The organism is Streptomyces ureilyticus (assembly GCF_011045025.1).
Classification (GTDB): Bacteria; Actinomycetota; Actinomycetes; order Streptomycetales; family Streptomycetaceae; genus Streptomyces; species Streptomyces ureilyticus.
The window spans coordinates 1-19,893 of the sequence record NZ_JAAKZX010000129.1 but is presented as its reverse complement, the minus strand read 5'-3'; the positions used below and the strand labels follow the sequence as shown (position 1 = coordinate 19,893).

The window sequence follows — 19,893 nt, the reverse complement described above, 5'->3', positions numbered from 1 at the left end:
TCGTCAGGTCCGTTCTCGCACCAGCCATCTGCGGTCGAAGTTCAGTGCCCGCTGCTCGGTTCAGGGCGGCGGGCACTGCTGCCGTTTGCGGTTGTTGGTGAGTCGCTTGGGAGGGAACAGGCTCCGAAGCCGTGCGCGCAGCTTCATCGCGCCAAAGCAGCTTCGTAGGTTGGTATCCGGCCCGGGGATGGCCGGATGTGGCTTCAAAGCAGCTTGCCGACCGTGGCTCGGCTGGAATGGCCGTCCGGCCCTCACGGGCCCAACCGGGCGAAGACTGGTGCCGTCGAACCCGCGTAGCGGGCTTGACTCGGCCATTGAGACTCCACCGCAGCGCACCTTGCGGATCACCGAAGAGAAGACTCGTGACGGGCGAGGGCGGACGGCGCTGGGGTACGTTCTGGGCATGGGGAGGCGCGTGATCGCGATCGCGGTCTGGTTGGTGCTCTGCGCAGCGCTGGGCGGGACGCTTGGGTCCTGGCTCCTGGACGACTCCTGGGTCGAGGGTGCCGTGAAGATGTCAGCTATAGGCCTGGCCACCTGGGTGGCGTTGGAGATCCGCGGCAGAGCAACGGGCGGCCGGACTCCAGGCCAAGGCGACCAGTAACGGCATCACTGGCCGCAAGTCCCCTGACACGCAGCCACTCACTGGACACCGCCCGCTACATTTAGTGCACATATCGTGACTTGAGAAGCCAGAGGGCACATGTACGAGGATCGACCTAAGGCTCCCTCCGAGGTCAAGCGGAAGTTGCGTCAGCATGCCCGATTCGGCTGTTGCAGGTGCGGACTCCCTATTTACCAGTACCACCACATTATCCCGTATAGCGAGGACCAGCACTTTCGAGTAGAGGACATGATGCTTCTCTGCCCTTTGTGTCACGACATGGCAACGAAAGGAGTGTTCAGTGAAATCCAGCAAAGAGAAATGCAAGTGAGCCCATTCAATGCCCGAAAGGGGCTTACGGGGGGAATGTTATATACTAGGCAAGAATACTGTGCGGTACTGGCGGGCGGTGTCCTGCTGGTCGGTGAAGGGCCGGTGATCGTTGCAGACGGGGAACCGCTCTTGACGCTCACCCCGGGCACGAATGGGCATGTCAGGTTTTCAGTGAACCTGCGTGACGAGAATGACGCCCTGGTGGCCCTGATCCAAGACAATGAATGGATATCAGGTGATGCGACGGTGTGGGATATGGAATCGGACCACCAAAAATTGGTGGTCCGATCTTCCGCCAACAGAGTTGCACTGAATCTAAACATGAAAGGTGAGCCGGCTCACCTTCGAGCTAAATTCTGGCACTCTGGCTACATGGTTGATTTGCGCGGAATCGGCATCCGGGTTAATGGAGTAAATGCTGGCCAACACCTTTCGGAAGGGCTTGCGTTCGCCGGTATGGCGCTTGATCTGGACACCGAAATCCCGCGCGTGCAACTCACACCGCAGCTTAAAAATGGGTTCCTCGTCAGCGAGCACAATCCACTGGAGCGGCTAAAAAAGACTGTAGAGGCGTGGAGAAGGCTCAAGAGCGAAGAGCCCAGCAGGGGTACGAGGACCTAGCCGTGGCCGGGACCCGCGCTCCTGCGTCAACCGGAGGAGAATAGGGACCGGGCGCTGAAGTCTCCATGGCACGAGTAGTCGTCTACTTGCGCGTCGCGCCCTCCGGCCACAACACGCGCACCGGGACCCCGTTCCGCTGGGCGTAGGACACCACGTCGGCAGTGCCGCCGTATCCCCACGCCGGCTTTCCGTCCCATACCGCGAGCAGTTCGTCGGCCAGGCCGACGAGGATCTCACTGCCTGCCATATGCGCTTGAGAGTCTGAAGCCGTCATGCCGGTGTGGTGCACTTCTGCCGCCCGGCGCACCAACTCGTCATAGACCAGCCAGTGGCTTTCCGGCAGGCCTTCGCGGTATTGCTCAGCGGGTACGACGACTTCAAGGCTTCCCCCATGCTCAAGTACCGCCTCGGCGAACCACGCATCCGGACCGTCGGCGATGCACGAGATCCCGACCAACTCGGTTGCGTCGAACTCGCGAATGGCCTCTGCGAGAAGCTGCCGAACCTGCTGCTCGACTTCTCGGCTCAGCCCGCGGTGTCCGGTGATTCCGACGCGCATGGACGCTTCCTCCTACAGCTACACGTAGACGCCGTGAAGGCGTTCATCGAAGTCGCGCACCACCTTGGGCGGCGACGTCAGCGACAGTGACCGGCGCACCGCGCGTGAGCGCTCCACGATCCGGCCAGAACGGTACTGGAGCCCTGTGTCCAGTGCCCTGGACGCCAGGGCGAACGCGGCCTCGATTCTTCCAGCCGCAAGATGGCCGGCGGCCAGGTCCAGGACGACCAACGCCCGTTGTTTCGCGTGTCCGGAGGTCAGCGCCTCGACGTCATCGCCGAGGACCCATTCCGCGAGGCCAAGGCGGGCGCCACAGGTGACGCGGCAGGCGGCCACCTTGTTCGCGTCGAAATGGAAGACCCACGGCCACGGTGGCGGCTCTTCATGCGCGATTTTCTCCGCTACTGCCCTGCTCCGTGTCAGCGCGCGGTCAGCGGCACGCCGGTCGCCAATCGCCGCGTGAGCTAGCGCGTCGACCGAGCACAACCATGCATCAGCCACTGCCGGACGTTGCTCGCCCAGATACCGCCGTGCCCTCCGCGCGAGGTTGAGCGCCTGCGCACCATTCCCGCCATGCGCCTCAAACTGCGCGAGGCTACCGGACTGATATGCGGCAAGTAGCGGATCTTGTGCGGAGCGCGCCGCCCGGATCGCCGAGCCGTACCAAGATCGCGCTGACCCGTGGTCGCCCATGTCCCACGCCAGCCAAGCCGCCAAGCTCGCTGCCTCACTACCTACCGCAGCCAACCGCTGGCGATGTCCATCTTCTCCGGCGTCCCGCGTCACGTTCTGGATCAGCCTGATATGCGCATGGACAGCCTCGGCGAGATCACGCGACGGCGTCGAGCTGTCGAGTCGGCGGTACGTTGCGGTGTTCAGCCGGAGGGCTGCCGCCTGGTGTCCCGTAGCGTCTACGTTCGGGACAGCACCCAGTATCGGGCTGGCCGCCGCTGCGGCCACACCACCCAGGAATGCGCGTCGCTCCACTTGCTCAAATCCGTTCCGCACCGTGCTTTGTTCGGCCAGTCCGACCATCCGGACAGGGATGCTCAGGTGGGCGGCGATCGAAGCCAGGGTGTCCGTGCTGTAGGAGCCGGCCCCGCGCTTCTCCAGACGGGAGACCGCTGACTGTGACAGCCCGCATGCCTCGCCCAACTGCTTCTGTGTCATGCGAGCTTCCTTCCGGACCAGCTCGATGACCCTTCCGTAATCGCCCCCGCGAGATGCGTCTCTGATCGCCGGTGACTGCCAGTTCATCGGCTTCTCCCCACGCTACGAGCCTCCACCAACGGTGCCACGAAGCCGTACTCGTACCCGCCCAGTGCATATCCCTATGCGAGTACCGCATCAGCTGATGTTCCCATGTGCGTCACCGGCGTTGACTGTCTGTCAGCCGTCGTGCGAGGGGCACAGCAACAGGCGTCCCACGTCCGGCGGTTACTAGATCCGGGGCCCTGTCCTCGATCCCCTGTTGGGGACGGAGCCGCCAATTCGACCGCAGAGGAGCAGTCCTCATGACCCGCCGAGCCCGGATTGCCGTGACCGGTGCACCGTCCGCTGTCGCCTTCGCAAGGGACCGAGTCATAGCGCATATCCAGGCGTGGGGCGTACGGCTCAGCGAAGAGGAACAAGACGCGATCAAGCTCGTCGCTTCCGAGCTGATCACCAACGCTGTGGTTCACGCCACGGGTTTCGTCACCGTGGGCCTCTACCTCAATCAGGAACGGCTTCTCCTGGTCGTCCACGACTGCAACCCCCAGCCGCCCAGGCGTCAGGTCACCACGGAGGACGACGAAGGGGGCCGCGGCCTGGTCCTGGTCGAATTCCTCGCTGCACGGCACGGCTGGCAGCCGACGAACAACGGCAAGAAAGTCTGGGCGGAGTTCGACGTACCCGTGCCCGCGTCAGCCGTACACGGCGGAGTGCTGCGCGAGCGCATGCGTGCCGTGGCCCCGCGCGCATACGCCCACGTCATGCCGGAGCGCCGCGCACTGGTGCCCGGTCTGTGAACGCGGCACACCAAGCGCCCCCAGGAAGCTGATGAGTCACCCGGCGTGGGATTCGTCATCTCGATGCTTGACATCGGACTCGTCCCCCGCTGTGCCGTCGTGCTTCACGACCACTACAACGGCGCCGGTCGCGACGTCCCCCGTGGCGGTCGGCGCCTGTGCAGAGGCCCAGAACACCCCTACGAAGGAGGCACTTTATGTTCGCTCACTCGGATCGGCTCCCTACCGGGACGCCCCTGCCGAATGGCATCAGCACCCCCACACCATGGGGGCTGCGACGCATGGCGCCGTACCCGGCTTTCGCACCCTCGTATGCCCGTGTTGAGCTGGACCCGGTGACCCAGACCGGGCGCTATTTCGACGCCACCGGGCAGGTCATGGAGATGCCCGGACATGGGACCAGCACGGGCACCAAGCCCGCGACCAACACCGGCAACCCCTCCGACGGCGCGGGCCCCGGCGGCAGCGGTGGCGGCGACCAGGACACCGGGAACGACAGCGACCAGTGAGTGACACGGGTCCGGTTCTGGTCGTCACCAACCTGGACGACCCCACGACCGACCTGGTGATCGACGAGCTGCACGACCGGGGCGTCCCGGTCGTGCGGTTCGACTCCGGGGACTTCCCCGCCACCTTGTCGTTCGCGGCCACCATCACCGGCGAGGGCATCACCGGCAGTCTCGCCACGCCCTCGCGTACCGCCGATCTGTGGCGGGTGCGGTCGCTGTACTACCGCCGCCCCTCCGGCTTCACCTTCCCGCACCTGGACGAGCAGACAGCCCGCTTCGCCGTCACCCAGGCCCGTTACGGCCTCGGCGGCGTCATGACTTCCCTGCCGGGCTGCCTGTACGTGAACCACCCGCACCGCATCGGCGACGCCGAGTTCAAGCCCTCCGGCCTGGCCGCCGCAGCAACAGCAGGTTTCACGCTCCCGCCGACGCTCCTCACATCCGACCCGGACGCGGCACGTGCGTTCACCAAGGCGTACGGCCCGGTGATCTACAAGCCGCTTTCCGCACCCCTGTACCGCAATGCTGACGGTGTCTCATGCACGGTGGAGGTCGCCCAAGTGACGGCCGAGGAGATCGACGATGCGGTCTCCGGAACAGCCCACCTGTTCCAACAGCGCGTCGACAAGGTCGCGGACGCGCGCGTGACCGTCATCGGGGACGACGTCTTCACCGTCCGGATCGACTCGGACCTGTTGGACTGGCGCACCGATTACGACCGGCTCACCTATACCCCCGTGCAACCCCCGCCTGGCCTGGCCGCTGCCATGTTCCGTTACCTGAAGCACTTCGGGCTGGTCTTCGGCTGTTTCGACTTCGCCATCGGCCGTGACGGGCAATGGTGGTTCCTGGAGTGCAACCCCTCCGGGCAATGGGCGTGGCTGGAACCGGAGACCGGGCTGCCGATGGTGGCGGCGATGGCGGATCTCCTGGAGAGGAAGACGGGATGAACGACAAGGAGTTGAGGGCACGGCTCGTCGAACGACTGACGGACAGCGGGCACCTGCGTACCGAGCCTTGGCGAGCGGCGGTGTCTGCGGTTCCGCGCCATGAGTTCCTTCGCGGGGGCTTCTTCCAGCAGGTCGAGGGTTGCACGCCCACGGCCTGGGCTCCGGTCATGCCGGACGATGCGCGGTGGCTGGAGGGGTGTTACGACGATGCCTCGTTGGTGACGCAGATCGCCGGAACGATCGTGCCCGGGGACATCCGTGGGGAGATTATGCGCGTCCCCACCTCGTCCAGCACCATGCCCGGCCTGGTGGTGCGCATGCTCGAAGACCTGAGGGTCGACGAGGGCCATCGTGTCCTCGAAATCGGCACGGGCACCGGCTACTCCACGGCTCTGATGTGCCACCGGCTCGGCGCCGACCTGGTGACCTCCGTCGAGGTCGACGAGAACGTGTCAGCCCGCGCCCGAACCGCCCTGGGGCAGTGCGGGTTCGCACCGAACCTGATCGTGGACGACGGTCTTGCTGGCCACAAGGACGAGGCTCCTTACGACCGGGTGATCGCTACTTGCGGACTCCTCACCGTTCCGCAGAAGCTGATTGAGCAGACCCGTCCCGGCGGGATCATTCTCGTCACGCTCTGCGGTTGGCTGTACTCGTCCGAACTGACCCGGCTCACGGTCCACTATGACGGTACGGCGTCCGGTCGGTTCCTCGGCGGACAGATCTCCTTCATGCTCGCCCGCCCACAACTGCCGCCGCAGCTCGGCCTGCTACCCGATCTCGACACCGGCGACGAGCGTCAGACGGCCTTCGGTGCCGACGTGATCGACGACTGGAACACCCGGTTCGTTGCTCAACTTGCCGCCCCCCGCGCGCAGCGCGTCACTCTCACCCGTGATGGGCGGACGGAGAGCCTGTTCCTCGACGTCGACACCGGCGCTTGGGCAGTGCTGTGGGAGAACCGCGGTCAGTGGATGGTCCGGCAGAGTGGGCCCTCCCGTATCTGGGACGCCATCGAGGAGCACATCACCCGGTGGCGCGCTGCCGGGGCACCACCACTGGAGCGGTTCGAGATCACAGTGACATCCGATCAGCCGTCGATCACCTGGCCTGGCGGCTGACCTCCTGCCACAACCACGCCGTACCTCGGATCCGCCGACGCCCCGCCCTTCAGTTATGTCGGATGCAGTTGGCCGTCCCGGCGTTAGGTCCTGTCTCCCCGATCACAAGTGGGGCCGGCGCCGTTGTCGTCGCTGCCGGATCCCAGGTTGGTGAACCAGACCTGGTCCCAGACGGGCTCGTCCGTGGACGCGGCCCGGCGGGCGCGGAAGCGGACCGTGCCCGTCGTGTCGCCGAGGCCGAAGGCGACCGCGAAGGTGTGGGCCATGACGGCATCCAGCGGGTCGGGGCTGTCGTGCCGTACGTCCGCGAGAGGAAGGAGCACCGTGCCCGGCACGAACGCGCCGGGCCGGGGACGGGTGAGGAGGGCCACGGGGCGGCCGTTGCAGGTCAGGCGGGAGGACAGCGAGTTCTCGCGCGTCAACTCCCAGCGGCGCTGCGGGAGTCCGACGGCCACGGAACGCTTCGACTTCCGCCGGGCGAAGTCGATGGTCAACGTGGCCGGCGCCTCACCCACCGTCAGCAGCAGCCCACGGCCGGGGTCCCTGCGGTCGGCCGACACCCCGTGCGGGGCACGGATCCGTACCACGGGGGCCGACGGCGACCAGGCGTCGACGCACACGGACCGCCGGTCCACCGCCACCGTGACCGGACCGCCCGGACCGTCGGCGAAACGCCGTGCGATCCACAGGGGCACACCCTCCGCCCGTGCCCGGCCGGCGAGCGCGCTGACCGCCGCCGGGCCACCGGCATGACGTACCGACATATCCCCAAGAAGCTGGGCGAATTCGGCCGCCCGGCGCGCCTTCACCGGCTTCGTGGACCCGGTGATACGCGTGACCGGCACGATCCCGGTACCGGAGGGGAAATGCGCGAACGGTCGCTCGGAGCCACCGCCGCCGAGCCACTGCCCCCGCAGATACGCGTCCGCCATGGCCACCATGTGCAACTCGGGCAACGGGGTCGTCCTGCTCCCCACCTTCAGCCCGCCCTCGGTCAGTTCGACCGTCCTGGCCAGCGGATTCCAGGACTGCTCCGCGTACACGGTCTCACTCACCCGTGCGTCCCCCATGTCTCAGTCCGTCCGATGCGTTGTTGAAGCGCACTGTTGAAGTCGCTCAGGGCGCCGTGCGCGGTTCCGGTTCGAGGGCCTGGTCCGGGTGAATCACCTGGCCGAGGGTGCACGGGTAGCCCTGAGTGTGTGTCTGTGGCGCAGGTCACCGGAACCACCCGCACCCGGCGGAGAGTCACGGGTGTGAGGTGTATGAGGTGCATAGGACATGAGTGACCGCTTGCGCGCGCGGATACGGGCGGGTGACCGCGAGGCCTTCGCGGAAATCTACGAGGAGTACGCGCGCACCGTCTACAACCATGCCTTCCGGCTGACCGGCGACTGGTCGACCGCCGAGGAGGTGATGGCGGACACCTTCCTCGATGCCTGGCGCACCCGGGAACAACTGGAGCCGGAAGGCGGCACGGTGAAGCCCTGGCTGCTGGGCATGGCGACCAACAAGTCCCGCAACGCCAACCGGGGCCTCGGCCGTCGTCTGGCTTTCCTGGCCCGCCGCCCCGCACCGGACCCGGTGGCGGACTTCGCCGACGAGACCGCGGGCCGCCTCGACGACGCCCGCCGGCTGGCCGCCGTACGACAGGTGTACGACCGTCTGCGGCGCGGGGAGCGGGAGGTGCTGGCGCTGTGCGTGTGGTCAGGCCTGGACTACGCACAGGCGGCCGAGGCCCTGGGCGTCCCGGTAGGAACCGTGCGGTCGCGGCTGTCCAGGGCGCGGGCGAGGCTGTGGAAACTGACCGATCAGCAGCTGCGGGAAGAAAAGCCGGAAACCCGAGCAAACAAGGAAACCCGCGCAAACAATACGGAACCGCCGCGCCGTCGCGGAGAGCTACCAGGTGAGGCCGCGTTGGCGGCCATTCCGTTCCAGGAGATTCAGGAGGGACCCCGATGAACGCCGCCGGCTCCGGGCCGAGCCCCATCCGGGCCGAGCGTGAGGGCGAGGCCCGCGAGGAGCTGACCCGGCTGCTCCCGGCCCCACCCGAACGGGACGTCCCTCCTGGTCGCCACTCCCACCACAAGGACCGTTTGATGCAGCTCATCGATGACGACCAGAGCCGTACGTCCTCCGGCAAGGCCTCCGGAGATACCGCCTCCGGAGATACCCCGCAGACGAGGCAGCCCCGCCTCCGGCTACCGCGCCCGGCGCTGTGGATGCCCGCCGCGGCCCTGGCGCTGGCCGGGGCGCTCACCATCGGCCTCGTCACCACCATGGATTCCGGCTACGGCGTCGAAGAGTCCGGCGGCGACAGCGCGGTGGTCCTGCTCGACCGCATCGCCGAGGTCGCCGCGAAGTCGGAAGCCACGCCCGTACGCGACGACCAGCTGGTCTACGTCAGGAGCCTGGAAGCCGGAGCGGAGTGCCAGGAGGACGGCTCGTGCGAGCCGGAGCGACTGAGCGAGCGGGAGGCGTGGTGGTCACAGGAGCCGGGCCCGGTGAAGAAGCTGGCCGAGTTCCACGAGAACGGTGAGTACGTCCCGCTCAGGGAGCTGTTGCCGCCGGGTTCGCCCGGCACCCCGGCGGGCGTCGACCGCCCCACTTACCAGTGGCTGGCGTCCTTGCCCACCGACCCGGACGAATTGCTCGACGAGCTCTACCACCTGACGGAGTCGGTGAAGGGCGAGGAGAAGGCACAGGCCGTCTTCGACAAGATCGGCGAACTGCTGAACACGTCGGTCATGCCCCCGCGGACCGCCGCCGCGCTGTACGGAGCCGCGGCGAAGATCCCCGGGGTCGAGCGGGTCGAGGACGCGGTGGATCCGGCGGGCCGGCACGGGGTCGGCATCGTCCGCGTCGACAAGCGGGTGTCGTGGGCCACCGAGTGGATCTTCGACCGTGACACCCTGACCTACCTCGGCGAACGCAGCTACCTGACGAAGGACAGCCAGACGGGCAAGAAGGGCACGGTCCTGGAGGAGACCGCCATCCTGAAGCGAGCCATCGTCGACAACTACCGCCAACGCCCCGGCTCCACCCCGAAGTAGCGCCTGCGCCCCGCTCTCCGGCGTAACGGGGTGCCGCTGGGGGTTTCCCCGGTCGGGTGGTCGCGGGACCGTGGCAGACCGCCAACTGGCAGCTTCTGCAAGGAGTTTCCGGCATTTTCAGAGGCCCGCCTTCCGCTTCGGGAGGCGGGCCTCTACTATCTGCGGCACCGCAGGCTTGCAAGCTTTCAGCAAGAAACTTCAACGGCTGTTCCATGGCACCCGCAACGCGCCACCTTCGATGGAGAAGGACCCCACATGGCCAGTAGATCTCTCTCCGGCACCCTCGCCCTCATGGCGGCCGCCGCGGCCGTGCTCGTCGCCCCCGCGAGCACCGCGTCCGCGTCGCCGCCCGGTGACAAGGACGTCACCGCCGTCCTCTTCGAGTGGAACTTCGACTCGGTCGCCAAGGAATGCACCCGTACGCTCGGCCCGGCCGGGTACGGCCACGTGCAGGTCTCCCCGCCCGCCGAGCACATCCAGGGCGCGCAGTGGTGGACCTCGTACCAGCCGGTCAGCTACGCGATCGCCGGGCGGCTCGGCGACACCGCCGACTTCACCGACATGGTCGCCGCCTGCCACAACGCGGGCGTGAAGGTAGTCGTCGACACCGTCATCAACCACATGTCGGCGGGCGACGGCACCGGCACCGGCGGCTCCTCGTACAGCAAGTACGACTACCCGGGCCTGTACTCGTCGAACGACCTCAACGACTGCACCTCGCGCATCAGCGACTACACCAACCGCGCCGACGTCCAGAACTGCGAGCTCCTCGGACTCGCCGACCTGGACACGGGCGAGGAGTACGTACGCTCCGCCATCGCCGGCTACATGAACAAGCTGCTCGGGTACGGCGTCGACGGCTTCCGTATCGACGCGGCCAAGCACATGCCCGCCGCCGACCTCGCCGCCATCAAGTCGCGGCTGAGCAAGCCGGACGCGTACTGGAAGCAGGAGGTCATCCACGGTTCCGGCGAGGCCGTCCAGCCGACCGAGTACACGGGCAACGGGGACGTGCAGGAGTTCCGGTACGCGTACGACCTCAAGCGGGTCTTCAACAGCGAGAACCTCGCCTACCTCAAGAACTACGGCGAGGGCTGGGGCTACATGAGCAGCGGTGTCTCCGGCGTCTTCGTCGACAACCACGACACCGAGCGCAACGGCTCGACCCTCAGCTACAAGGACAACGCCAACTACACCCTCGCCAACGTCTTCATGCTGGCCTATCCCTACGGCGCGCCCGACATCAACTCCGGCTACGAGTTCTCGTCCACGGACGCGGGCCCGCCCAACGGCGGTACGGTCAGTGCCTGTTGGCAGGACGGCTGGAAGTGCCAGCACGCCTGGCCGGAGATCAAGTCGATGGTCGCCTTCCGCAACGCCACCCGGGGTGAGCCCCTCGCCAACTGGTGGGACAACGACGGCGACGCGATCGCCTTCGGGCGCGGCGACAAGGGTTACGTCGCCATCAATCACGAGTCGAGCGCCCTGAGCCGTACGTACCAGACGTCGCTCCCGGCGGGCACGTACTGCGACGTGCAGAGCAACACGGCCCTCACGGTGAACAGTTCGGGCCAGTTCACGGCCACCCTGGGCTCCAACACGGCCCTGGCGATCCATGCCGGCAAGCCGAGCTGCTGAAAATTCTTTCCGGAGGTTTCAGAACTCTTGCTGTAAGGCTTTCGGCGGCGATACGGTCGCGCGGGGTCGGACCCACGAGAGCCGTCATCGCAAGGAGTCCACATCCGTGATACCGAGATGGCCGGCGCCACCGAAGCGCCGTACCGCCCATACCGGCCGAGTCACTGCGGTCACCGTGACCGCGCTGGCCGCAGTGCTCCTCCAGGCCGCCCTCACGGCGCACGCGGACACTCCGCCTGCGCCGCCGTCCGGCGCCAGGCCCGCCGCCGAGCCCGCCCGCCACGACCTCACCCGCGACACCGAGGCCGATATCAAAGCCGACACCAAGGCCGAGGCGATCTGGCTCGACGCTGACACGGTCGCCTGGAACGGCGTCAAGTCAGCCGCTTCGACGCACCTGTTGTACGCCCGTGACGGCGACCTCTCGGACGCGCGCCGGCTGCGGCTGCGGGGGAGCGAGCTCACCGAGGCGCAGAAGGAGAAGTTCCCGCACCTGGCGAAGTACACCGCCTGGTCGGTCGATCCACGCGACCGTGACCGGGTCCGCGAGGCGCTGCGTGGCCGCGTCGTCGCGACCCAACTCGCCGCCGACGGCGCCGAGGTGGCCGTGACGGGGGTGCAACTCGCGGGCGTACTCGACGATCTGTACGACGACGCGACGGGCGCGGAGCTCGGTCCGGTGTTCCGCAGGGGGAAGCCCACGCTCTCCGTCTGGGCGCCCACCGCCCAGGACGTGTCACTGGAGATCGGCGCCAAAGCCGTGGCGATGAAGCGGGACGGGGACACCGGCGTCTGGTCGGTCACCGGCCCCAAGTCCTGGAAGAACAAGCCCTATCGGTACGTCGTGAAGGTCTGGGCGCCGACGGTCCAGAAGGTCGTCACCAACAAGGTCACCGATCCCTACTCCCTCGCCCTGATCACCGACTCCGAGCGCAGCCTCGTCGTCGACCTCGCCGACAAGTCCCTTGCACCCAGCGGCTGGTCGGGCCTGAGGAAGCCGAAGGCCGTCCCGTTGAAGGACGCCCAGATCCAGGAGCTGCACATCCGGGACTTCTCCATCGAGGACAGGACGGCGAAGCATCCCGGCACCTACCTGGCCTTGACCGACAAGGTCAGCGACGGCTCCCGGCACCTCAAGAAGCTTGCGGAGGCCGGGACTTCGTACGTCCATCTCCTGCCCGCCTTCGACATCGCCACCATCCCGGAGAGGAAGGCCGACCAGGCGACACCCGGCTGCGACCTCGCCTCGTACCCGGCCGACTCCGACCAGCAGCAGGAGTGCGTGGCCAGGTCCGCCGCGAAGGACGCGTACAACTGGGGCTACGACCCGTACCACTTCACGGTGCCGGAGGGCTCGTACGCCACTGATCCCGAAGGTGCGGACCGTACGGTCGAGTTCCGGAAGATGGTCAAGTCCCTCAACGAGGACGGGCTCCGGGTCGTCATGGACGTGGTCTACAACCACACCACCTCCAGCGGCCAGGCCGACACCTCCGTGCTCGACAAGATCGTGCCCGGCTACTACCAGCGGCTGCTCGCCGACGGCTCCGTGGCCACCTCAACCTGCTGCGCCAACACCGCACCCGAGAACGCCATGATGGGCAAGCTGGTGGTGGACTCGGTCGTCACCTGGGCGAAGGAGTACAAGGTCGACGGCTTCCGCTTCGACCTCATGGGCCACCACCCGAAGGCCAACATCCTCGCCGTACGCAAGGCCCTCGACGCGCTCACCCTCGAGAAGGACGGCGTCGACGGCAAGGAGATCATCCTCTACGGCGAGGGCTGGAACTTCGGTGAAGTCGCCGACGACGCCCGCTTTGTCCAGGCCACGCAGACGAACATGGCCGGCACCGGCATCGCGACCTTCTCCGACCGGGCGCGTGACGCGGTACGCGGCGGCGGCCCCTTCGACGAGGATCCGGGCGTCCAGGGCTTCGCCTCCGGGCTCTACACCGACCCCAACTCATCGGGGGGAAACGGCACTTCGGAGGAGCAGAAGGCCCGTTTGCTGCGCTACCAGGACCTGATCAAGGTGGGGCTCTCCGGCAATCTCGCCGATTACAGCTTCACCGACTCCGGTGGCAGGCAGGTCAAGGGTTCCGAGGTCGACTACAACGGGGCACCCGCCGGATACGCGGACGCGCCGGGCGACGCCCTCGCCTACGTGGACGCGCACGACAACGAGTCGCTGTTCGACGCGCTCGCCTTCAAGCTGCCGTCCTCGACAAGTGCGGCCGACCGCGCTCGTATGCAGGTCCTCGCCATGGCCACCGCCGCGCTCTCGCAGGGCCCGGCGCTGTCCCAGGCGGGCACCGACCTGCTGCGTTCCAAGTCCCTGGACCGCAACTCGTACGACAGCGGCGACTGGTTCAACGCGATCCACTGGGACTGCCGGGACGGCAACGGCTTCGGACGCGGCCTGCCGCTGGCCGCCGACAATCAGTCCAAGTGGCCATACGCCAAGCCCCTGTTGGGCTCCATCGAGGTGGGCTGCCCGGAGATCGAGGGCGCCTCGGCCGCGTACCGGGATCTGCTGAAGATCCGTACGAGCGAGAGCGTCTTCGGGCTCGCTACTGCCGAGCAGGTGCGGTCCGAGCTGGCCTTCCCGCTGTCGGGCAGGGACGAGACGCCCGGTGTGATCACGATGAAGCTCGGCGATCTGGTCGTCGTCTTCAACGCGACGCCCGAGCGGCAGACCCAGCGGATCGCGGCGCTCGCGGGGAAGCCGTACGCGCTGCATCCGGTGCAGGCCGCGGGCTCGGACGCGGTCGTCAAGGGCTCGTCGTACGAGACGGAGTCCGGCATCTTCGCTGTCCCGGCCCGCAGTGTCGCCGTCTTCTCGCAGGCCACCGGCTAGGCTGACGGCAAGAGCCGTAGAACAGGAGTGCCCATGCCGCAGATCACCGTCGACTACTCGGCGCCGCTTGCCGACGCCTTCGACCGGAAGGGCTTCGCGCTCGCGCTGCACACGATGGTGGTGGAGACGGCCGCCGCGAAGCTCCCGGCGTGCAAGACGCGGTTCCGGCCGGCCGAGGATCTCGTGATCGGCGGGGAGGTCGACGGGCACGTGCTGGTGCATGTCATGATCGCGCTGCTGCCCGGCCGTACGGAGGAGACGAAGGCGGCGCTGACCGAGCGGACGCTGGACCTGCTACGGGCCCATGTGAAGCCGGCCGGGCTCACGCTGCACGCTTCCGCGGAGGTGCGGGACCTGGACGCCTCGTACACCAAATTCGAGGAGTAGGGGCGTAGGGGCAGAGCTACGAAGCGAGCGCGACCAGCCGGCCGACGAGGTCCGTGAACGGGCCGTCGGCCGGCTCGTCCTTGAGCATGCGGCGCAGTAGTACCGCCATCTCGTCGTCGTATGCCGCGCTCACCGCCGTCAGCGCCGCGAAGTCGTGGACGAGCTGCGCTTCCAGCTCGGTGCGGGGAATGCGGCGGCCGTCCAGCCAGATCAGTGCCGTCGACTCGGCCAGTGAGATCCAGGAGCGGATGACGAGTTCCAGACGGGCGGGCGGGCGGTCGATGTCCAGATGGGCCAGTATCTGGAGGTACGCGGCCTGCCGTACGCCGTCCACGAGGGCGTTGGTGGCGGAGGAGCCCACCGCGGGGCCGCCCCGCATCAACGCGGAGAATCCGGGCCCGTGTTCGTCGACGAAGTCGAAGTACCGCCGCATCACCCGCAGCAGCCGTGTGCCCAGCGGGCCTTCCCGCGGCTCCACGAACCGGGTCGCCAGATCGTCGGCGGCCCGCTGCAACGCCGCCTCGTACAGACTGAGTTTGCCGGGAAAGTAGTGGTAGACCAGAGGTCGGGAGATACCGGCGGCCGAGGCTATCTCGTCGATGGAGACCTCGTCGGGCGAGCGTCGGCTGAACAGTTCGAGGGCGACGCCGATCAACTGCTGCCGTCGTTCCTCGACACCCATCCTGCGGCGTACTTGTACCCCGGTTGTCATGCGAACACCTTACCGATCGATTCCGGCCTCCAACGGGACGGTGCCGTAGGGCTGTTCGCATGTCCAGCGCCCGGACTCCGCGTGTCTGTGGGCGTCTGGTGGGTGTGGGGTGCGCGTCGGGTGGGTGCCGCGGGTGGGTGTCTGCGGAGATGGCCGCCGGGGCCGGGTGTGTGGTTCGGTGGGGCGGCCGATTGAGCGGGGGGCGCCTGGGAGCCGTATCGAGTGAAGGGCCCCCTGCCGGGGCTCTCTGCGGCGTGGAGTTCATGTCGCCGGACGTGACCGGAGGAAAAGATGAGGTTGACGCGACAGAGGCTGGCCGCGGCCGGAGCAGCCGCCGCGCTGCTGGTGCTGACCGGCTGCGGCTCGGACGACGGCGGGGAGAAGGTCCCCGCGACCGCGACCGGAAGTCTGGAGAAGATAGCGGGCCAGGCCGGCTGCAAGCCGAACATGCAGATGGACGAGGACACGATCCGGCAGGCCCTCTGCAAGAACTCCGGGGGCAGGTTCGTCCTCGCGACGTTCGCCACCGACCGCGGTCAGCGCGAGTGGCTGAACAGCGCGAAGGACTACGGCGGCTACTACCTCGTCGGCCGCAAGTGGGTCGCCATCGGCAAGGAGAAGACGGTCACGGCGCTGCGCGGCCAACTCGGCGGGACCATGGAGGAAGGGTCCGAACACATGAACCCTGGTGGCAGTCACAACAAGGGCGGCCACCACAGCTGACCACAAGGGCGGTCACACAGCTGACCGCCCTGGTCCGGCGCACTTCGAGGGCAAGCGAAAGCCGGCGGTGGGAATCCCACCGCCGGCTTTCTACTGCTTACTGCCTACTGCCTACTGTGCTACTGGCAGTCCTGGCCGCTGTTAATGCACTCGACCACCTGGTTCATCGTCTCCTCGTCGAAGAAGTTGAGGAAGTCGTTGTGGTCGGTGATCGGCTTGTGCAGCTCCGTCGGGAAGCCGTCCACCGCGAACGGGTTCTGGACCTGTCCGTTCTCGATCTGCGGCGCCGGAACGTCGTAGACCAGACGGGCCTGGAGCTGGGGGATGGCCTGGAAACCGTTGTCGCAGCTACCGTCCTCGTTCACGAAGGCCACGTGATCGCGGTGGTTGGCGCTGTCGATGTTCTGACCGTCCCAGCAGCTCTGGAAGAAGGACGTCCGCACCACGGAGCTGCCCTCGGGGCAGATCGGGTACTTGTCCGTCAGCTGCCGGTCCTCGAAGCCGGTGCAGCTCCAGTTCGTGTTGGCGTTGGCGAGGCCGTTGCTGAAGGCCTTGGCGTCACCGGTGATGATGCGCAGGGCCTGCGGCATCGCGACGACGTCGCTCTGCTTGTTGCCGACGAACTTCAGCTCAGCCTGGGTGGCTTCCTGGATCGGGCCGATGTTGCCTTCGGCACCGCCGCCGAGGTCGTTCGCGTCGAACTCGTCCTCACCGTTCTGCAGGCGCAGCACCGGCCAGTAGTACGACGACTTGTCGCCCTGGTTCTCGCAGCTGGTGTCGGCCTGGAGGAACTCCTCGTCGCTGGTGAACGCGTCGTTGTCCTGGTTGCCGACGTAGTCGTGCGTGTGCTGGGCACCGTTGTCGACACCCGGAGCAACGATGATGTTGTCCGAGTTGTGGTTGTCGTTCCCGTTGGTGCCGCAGCTCGTGGTGAAGCTGCCCGTGGAACCGGAGTCACCGTTGGCGGGGAGCCCGTTTCCGTTCACACCCTGCGGGCCGCCGTTCGGCTGAACCTGGGTGATGTCCTGGAAGTCGGCCGCCACCGGGCCGCCCTCCTGGCCCTGGTCCTGGCCCTGGTCCTGACCGTCACCCTGGTCCTGGCCCTGGTCCTGACCGTCACCCTGGTCCTGACCGTCACCTTGGTCCTGACCCTGATCCTGGCCATCGGCCTGGTCCTGGCCCTGGTCCCCACCGTTGTTGATCTGGTCGGCCGGCACACCCTCGCACTGGGCCATCTGCTCGGCACCCTGCGGAGGCTGACCGCCCGCGTTCCGGATGTTGATGTTCATCCGGTCGATGGCGGCCGCCCGCTTGGACTTCAGCGGGCCGAGGATGGCGTTGTCGACGTAGCTGGAGTCACCAGCCTGAGCCTGGCGCGTGTCCGCGAGACGGGTGTAGGCCTCCGAGATCTGCTGGTCGAGCTTCGCCAGCTCCTGGTCGACACCCTGGCGGGCGCCGTCCGGCACATCGGTCAGTGACTGGCCGACGTCCGGGCATTTGATCGTTGCCACCCCTGCGGCGGTCGTCTGCGCGTTCTGCTGCGAGTTCTCCTCACCCGCCGATGCGTAGATATTGGCCGCGAGCAAGCCGCCGCCACCCAGCGCGAGAGCCGCCGATGCGGCTATCGCCCGGTTGGCGAGCGTTGAGCGGCGTTTTCGGTTCGTGCGTCCCATGGAACTCCTCTGGCTTCCTTGCGGGGCATTGAGGCGCCCGACAGGAGGTGAAGCGGCGCCGTTCAATACGCAAGGGGCTCATGGGGTGTTCAGCGGCATCAGAAATTGGTGAGAGATTGGTGGAGCATTTCCGGCGCAAGGGGCCCAGAACCCCCTGTTTCAACGGCAGTTGAGGGGGTAACGCTGACTCTTGTTCAGCGAATGCCGGTGTTGTTTCAACGTCCCTGATCCAAATAGGCGAGAACGGCCAGCACGCGGCGATTGTCATCGTCCGACACCTCAAGGTCCAACTTCGCGAAGATGTTGGAGGTGTGCTTCGCAATGGCCCGTTCTGTCACCACGAGGCGCTCCGCGATCGCCGTGTTCGAGCGGCCCTGAGCCATCAGCTCCAGCACCTCCCGCTCACGCGGCGTCAGCCGACCCAGCGGCCGGCTCTCCGCCTGACGCCGCGACAACAGCTGCTGGATCACCTGCGGATCCATCGCGGTGCCGCCCGCCGCGACCCGGCGTACGGCATCGATGAACTGCTCGGCGTCGAAGACCCGGTCCTTCAGCAGATAGCCGACCCCGCCGGTACCGTCCGCCAGCAACTCCCGCGCGTACAACTGCTCCACGTGCTGCGACAGCACCAGCACCGGCAGCCCGGGTCTCGCCCGGCGCGCCTGGAGCGCGCACTGCAGCCCCTCGTCCGTGTGCGAAGGCGGCAGCCGTACGTCGACGACGGCGACGTCCGGCTCCAACTCGGCGAGCGCCCGCTCCAGTTCGGGCCCGCTCTCCACCGCCGCCGCGATCTCGAAGTCGTACGCCTCGAGCATCCGCACCAGTCCGTCGCGCAGCAGGAAGAGGTCTTCGGCTAGGACAACTCGCAAGGAATCTCCATGGTCACCATGGTGGGACCGCCCGCGGGACTGCTGACGGCCAGGATGCCGTCGAATGTACCCAGTCGCCGCTCGACTCCGGAGAGTCCCGAACCCGCCCCGATCACGGCCCCGCCCCTGCCGTTGTCGGTGACGGCGATCCGCAGCATCCCGTCCGCATGGTGCACATCGACCCAGATCCGGTCCGCTTCCGCGTGCTTCACCGCATTGGTGAGGACCTCGCTGACGGCGAAGTACGCGGCCGACTCGACGGGGGCGTCCGCGCGCCCCGGCAGGTCCACGTCCACCTCGGTGCCGACGGGCAGCCGCAGCGCCAACGCCCGTACGGCGTCGCCCAGTCCGCGCTCGGCGAGCACCGGCGGGTGGATGCCGCGGACCAGGTCGCGCAGCTCGGTGAGCGCGTCGGCGGAGGACTTACGGGCCTGTGCGAGGAGCTGCTTGGCCTTCTCCGGGTCCTTGTCGAGGAGCATCTCGATCGTGCCGAGATCCATACCCATCGCCACCAGCCGCGCCTGGGCGCCGTCGTGCAAGTCCCGCTCGATACGGCGCAGTTCGGCCGCGGAGGTGTCCACGGCGTCACGCCGCGTCTCGGTGAGCACCCGTACGCGCTCGGCCAGTTCGCCCTGGCTCGCGCCGAGGACGACCCGGGTGAGGCGGAAGTGGGCCTCCAGCATCCGAGGGGTGAGGAAATGGGCGAAGAAGATGAGGACCAGGCCCAGGCCGCCGGCGGCCAGGGCGGAGGCCTGCCCGGTCACCGGCACGAACCCGTACCAGTACCCGTGGGGGAGGACTCGCCACAGCCCGGCCGCGATCGCGAACCCCTCCAGCGGGTAGAGCAACAGCACCGCCGACAGCAGCGCGGTGACGAACCCCGCCGTCATGTCGACCGGCAGCCACAGCAGGTCCCGCCAGGTCGCCGGGTCGCGCAGCAACGCGAACGTACGCGTCCACGGATTGGCGCCCTTCGGGATCGGCCGGTACGCCGACGGGATCTTCACCCCGCACCACTGAGCGGCCAGTACCCGCCGCCAGTCCGCGAAGGCCCGTACGCCCGCGAGCACCCAGGGCGTGGTGACGAGCCCGATCCCGATCGGTATCAACGCGATGGACACCACGGAGAGCGTGAAGCACAGCACGGCCCCCGGCAGCAGTACCAGCGCCAGCCCGAGCCCTCGGATCGCCGCGAGCCCGATCCCCCGCACCCGTGCGGAACCGACACTTTTCGTCTCGATGGTCGTCATGGCGTCAGTCTGGCGGAGGGGGCGGGGC

General features: G+C 67.5%; 19 protein-coding genes and 1 pseudogene. 13 read left to right on the top strand and 7 right to left on the bottom strand.

Features of this window, described 5'->3' with window-relative positions:
- Positions 1-403 precede the first annotated feature (403 nt).
- The 3 genes and pseudogenes from G6048_RS31520 to G6048_RS31515 all read left to right on the top strand — a co-directional run bounded on the left by G6048_RS31520 (position 404) and on the right by G6048_RS31515 (position 1,558).
- Positions 404-604, top strand: coding sequence for a hypothetical protein (locus G6048_RS31520; RefSeq protein ID WP_165343004.1), 201 nt, complete (start codon positions 404-406; stop codon positions 602-604).
- A 99-nt stretch (positions 605-703) separates the two neighbouring features.
- Positions 704-883 (top strand): annotated as a pseudogene (locus G6048_RS52010) (HNH endonuclease); the annotation flags it as partial.
- On the top strand, positions 884-1,558 hold the full coding sequence (locus G6048_RS31515; RefSeq protein WP_235990569.1) for a hypothetical protein: 675 nt from the start codon (positions 884-886) through the stop codon (positions 1,556-1,558).
- An 82-nt stretch (positions 1,559-1,640) separates the two neighbouring features.
- Here the strand turns inward: G6048_RS31515 and G6048_RS31510 are convergent, their stop codons facing one another.
- Positions 1,641-2,117, bottom strand: coding sequence for a hypothetical protein (locus tag G6048_RS31510; protein WP_165343002.1), 477 nt, complete (start codon positions 2,115-2,117; stop codon positions 1,641-1,643).
- A gap of 18 nt (positions 2,118-2,135) precedes the next feature.
- Positions 2,136-3,287 carry a helix-turn-helix domain-containing protein gene (locus G6048_RS31505; RefSeq protein WP_235990567.1) on the bottom strand — a complete coding sequence of 384 codons (1,152 nt, stop codon included), beginning with the start codon at positions 3,285-3,287 and terminating at the stop codon, positions 2,136-2,138.
- 344 nt (positions 3,288-3,631) lie between these two features.
- Between G6048_RS31505 and G6048_RS31500 the strand changes: the two genes are divergently transcribed.
- From G6048_RS31500 to tgmC, 4 genes are all read left to right on the top strand, one after another.
- Positions 3,632-4,126 (top strand): ATP-binding protein, encoded by a 495-nt coding sequence (locus tag G6048_RS31500; RefSeq protein ID WP_165343000.1) that lies wholly within the window; start codon positions 3,632-3,634, stop codon positions 4,124-4,126.
- Positions 4,127-4,323: 197 nt separating this feature from the next.
- Positions 4,324-4,635, top strand: a complete 312-nt coding sequence (gene tgmA, locus G6048_RS31495; protein ID WP_165342999.1) for a putative ATP-grasp-modified RiPP — start codon at positions 4,324-4,326, stop codon at positions 4,633-4,635.
- Positions 4,632-5,585, top strand: coding sequence for an ATP-grasp ribosomal peptide maturase (gene tgmB, locus G6048_RS31490; RefSeq protein ID WP_165342998.1), 954 nt, complete (start codon positions 4,632-4,634; stop codon positions 5,583-5,585). Before tgmA ends, tgmB begins: the two co-directional genes overlap by 4 nt.
- The gene (tgmC, locus tag G6048_RS31485; RefSeq protein ID WP_165342997.1) at positions 5,582-6,706 is read left to right on the top strand and encodes an ATP-grasp peptide maturase system methyltransferase; all 1,125 of its coding nucleotides are present in this window, start codon (positions 5,582-5,584) and stop codon (positions 6,704-6,706) included. The genes tgmB and tgmC overlap by 4 nt, the downstream gene beginning before the upstream one ends.
- An 83-nt stretch (positions 6,707-6,789) precedes the next feature.
- Here tgmC and G6048_RS31480 read toward each other — a convergent pair whose 3' ends face one another.
- A complete protein-coding gene (locus G6048_RS31480; RefSeq protein WP_165342996.1) occupies positions 6,790-7,761 on the bottom strand; it encodes a hypothetical protein in 972 nt (323 codons plus the stop codon).
- Positions 7,762-7,984: 223 nt separating this feature from the next.
- Between G6048_RS31480 and G6048_RS31475 the strand changes: the two genes are divergently transcribed.
- From G6048_RS31475 to G6048_RS31455, 5 genes are all read left to right on the top strand, one after another.
- Entirely contained in the window at positions 7,985-8,665 is a 681-nt protein-coding gene (locus G6048_RS31475) for an RNA polymerase sigma factor (protein WP_165342995.1), read from the top strand.
- Positions 8,662-9,756 (top strand): CU044_5270 family protein, encoded by a 1,095-nt coding sequence (locus G6048_RS31470; protein ID WP_165342994.1) that lies wholly within the window; start codon positions 8,662-8,664, stop codon positions 9,754-9,756. Before G6048_RS31475 ends, G6048_RS31470 begins: the two co-directional genes overlap by 4 nt.
- Before the next feature lie 255 nt (positions 9,757-10,011).
- A complete protein-coding gene (locus tag G6048_RS31465; protein WP_165342993.1) occupies positions 10,012-11,394 on the top strand; it encodes an alpha-amylase in 1,383 nt (460 codons plus the stop codon).
- 175 nt (positions 11,395-11,569) lie between these two features.
- Positions 11,570-14,251: a pullulanase-type alpha-1,6-glucosidase gene (gene pulA / locus G6048_RS31460; RefSeq protein WP_328827504.1), complete on the top strand. Its 2,682-nt coding sequence runs from the start codon at positions 11,570-11,572 to the stop codon at positions 14,249-14,251.
- 33 nt (positions 14,252-14,284) lie between these two features.
- Complete coding sequence (locus tag G6048_RS31455) at positions 14,285-14,638, top strand: 5-carboxymethyl-2-hydroxymuconate Delta-isomerase (RefSeq protein ID WP_165342992.1); 354 nt, start codon at positions 14,285-14,287, stop codon at positions 14,636-14,638.
- Positions 14,639-14,654: 16 nt separating this feature from the next.
- Here the strand turns inward: G6048_RS31455 and G6048_RS31450 are convergent, their stop codons facing one another.
- Positions 14,655-15,350, bottom strand: coding sequence for a TetR/AcrR family transcriptional regulator (locus tag G6048_RS31450; protein WP_235990566.1), 696 nt, complete (start codon positions 15,348-15,350; stop codon positions 14,655-14,657).
- Positions 15,351-15,641: 291 nt separating this feature from the next.
- On the opposite strand from G6048_RS31450, the gene G6048_RS31445 reads away from it, so the two are divergent.
- On the top strand, positions 15,642-16,073 hold the full coding sequence (locus G6048_RS31445) for a hypothetical protein (protein ID WP_165342991.1): 432 nt from the start codon (positions 15,642-15,644) through the stop codon (positions 16,071-16,073).
- Between the two features lie 119 nt (positions 16,074-16,192).
- Here G6048_RS31445 and G6048_RS31440 read toward each other — a convergent pair whose 3' ends face one another.
- The 3 genes from G6048_RS31440 to G6048_RS31430 all read right to left on the bottom strand — a co-directional run bounded on the left by G6048_RS31440 (position 16,193) and on the right by G6048_RS31430 (position 19,865).
- A complete protein-coding gene (locus tag G6048_RS31440) occupies positions 16,193-17,746 on the bottom strand; it encodes a DUF1996 domain-containing protein (protein WP_165342990.1) in 1,554 nt (517 codons plus the stop codon).
- Positions 17,747-17,961: 215 nt separating this feature from the next.
- The gene (locus G6048_RS31435; RefSeq protein WP_165342989.1) at positions 17,962-18,615 is read right to left on the bottom strand and encodes a LuxR C-terminal-related transcriptional regulator; all 654 of its coding nucleotides are present in this window, start codon (positions 18,613-18,615) and stop codon (positions 17,962-17,964) included.
- Complete coding sequence (locus tag G6048_RS31430; RefSeq protein ID WP_165342988.1) at positions 18,600-19,865, bottom strand: sensor histidine kinase; 1,266 nt, start codon at positions 19,863-19,865, stop codon at positions 18,600-18,602. Before G6048_RS31430 ends, G6048_RS31435 begins: the two co-directional genes overlap by 16 nt.
- Positions 19,866-19,893: the final 28 nt, after the last annotated feature.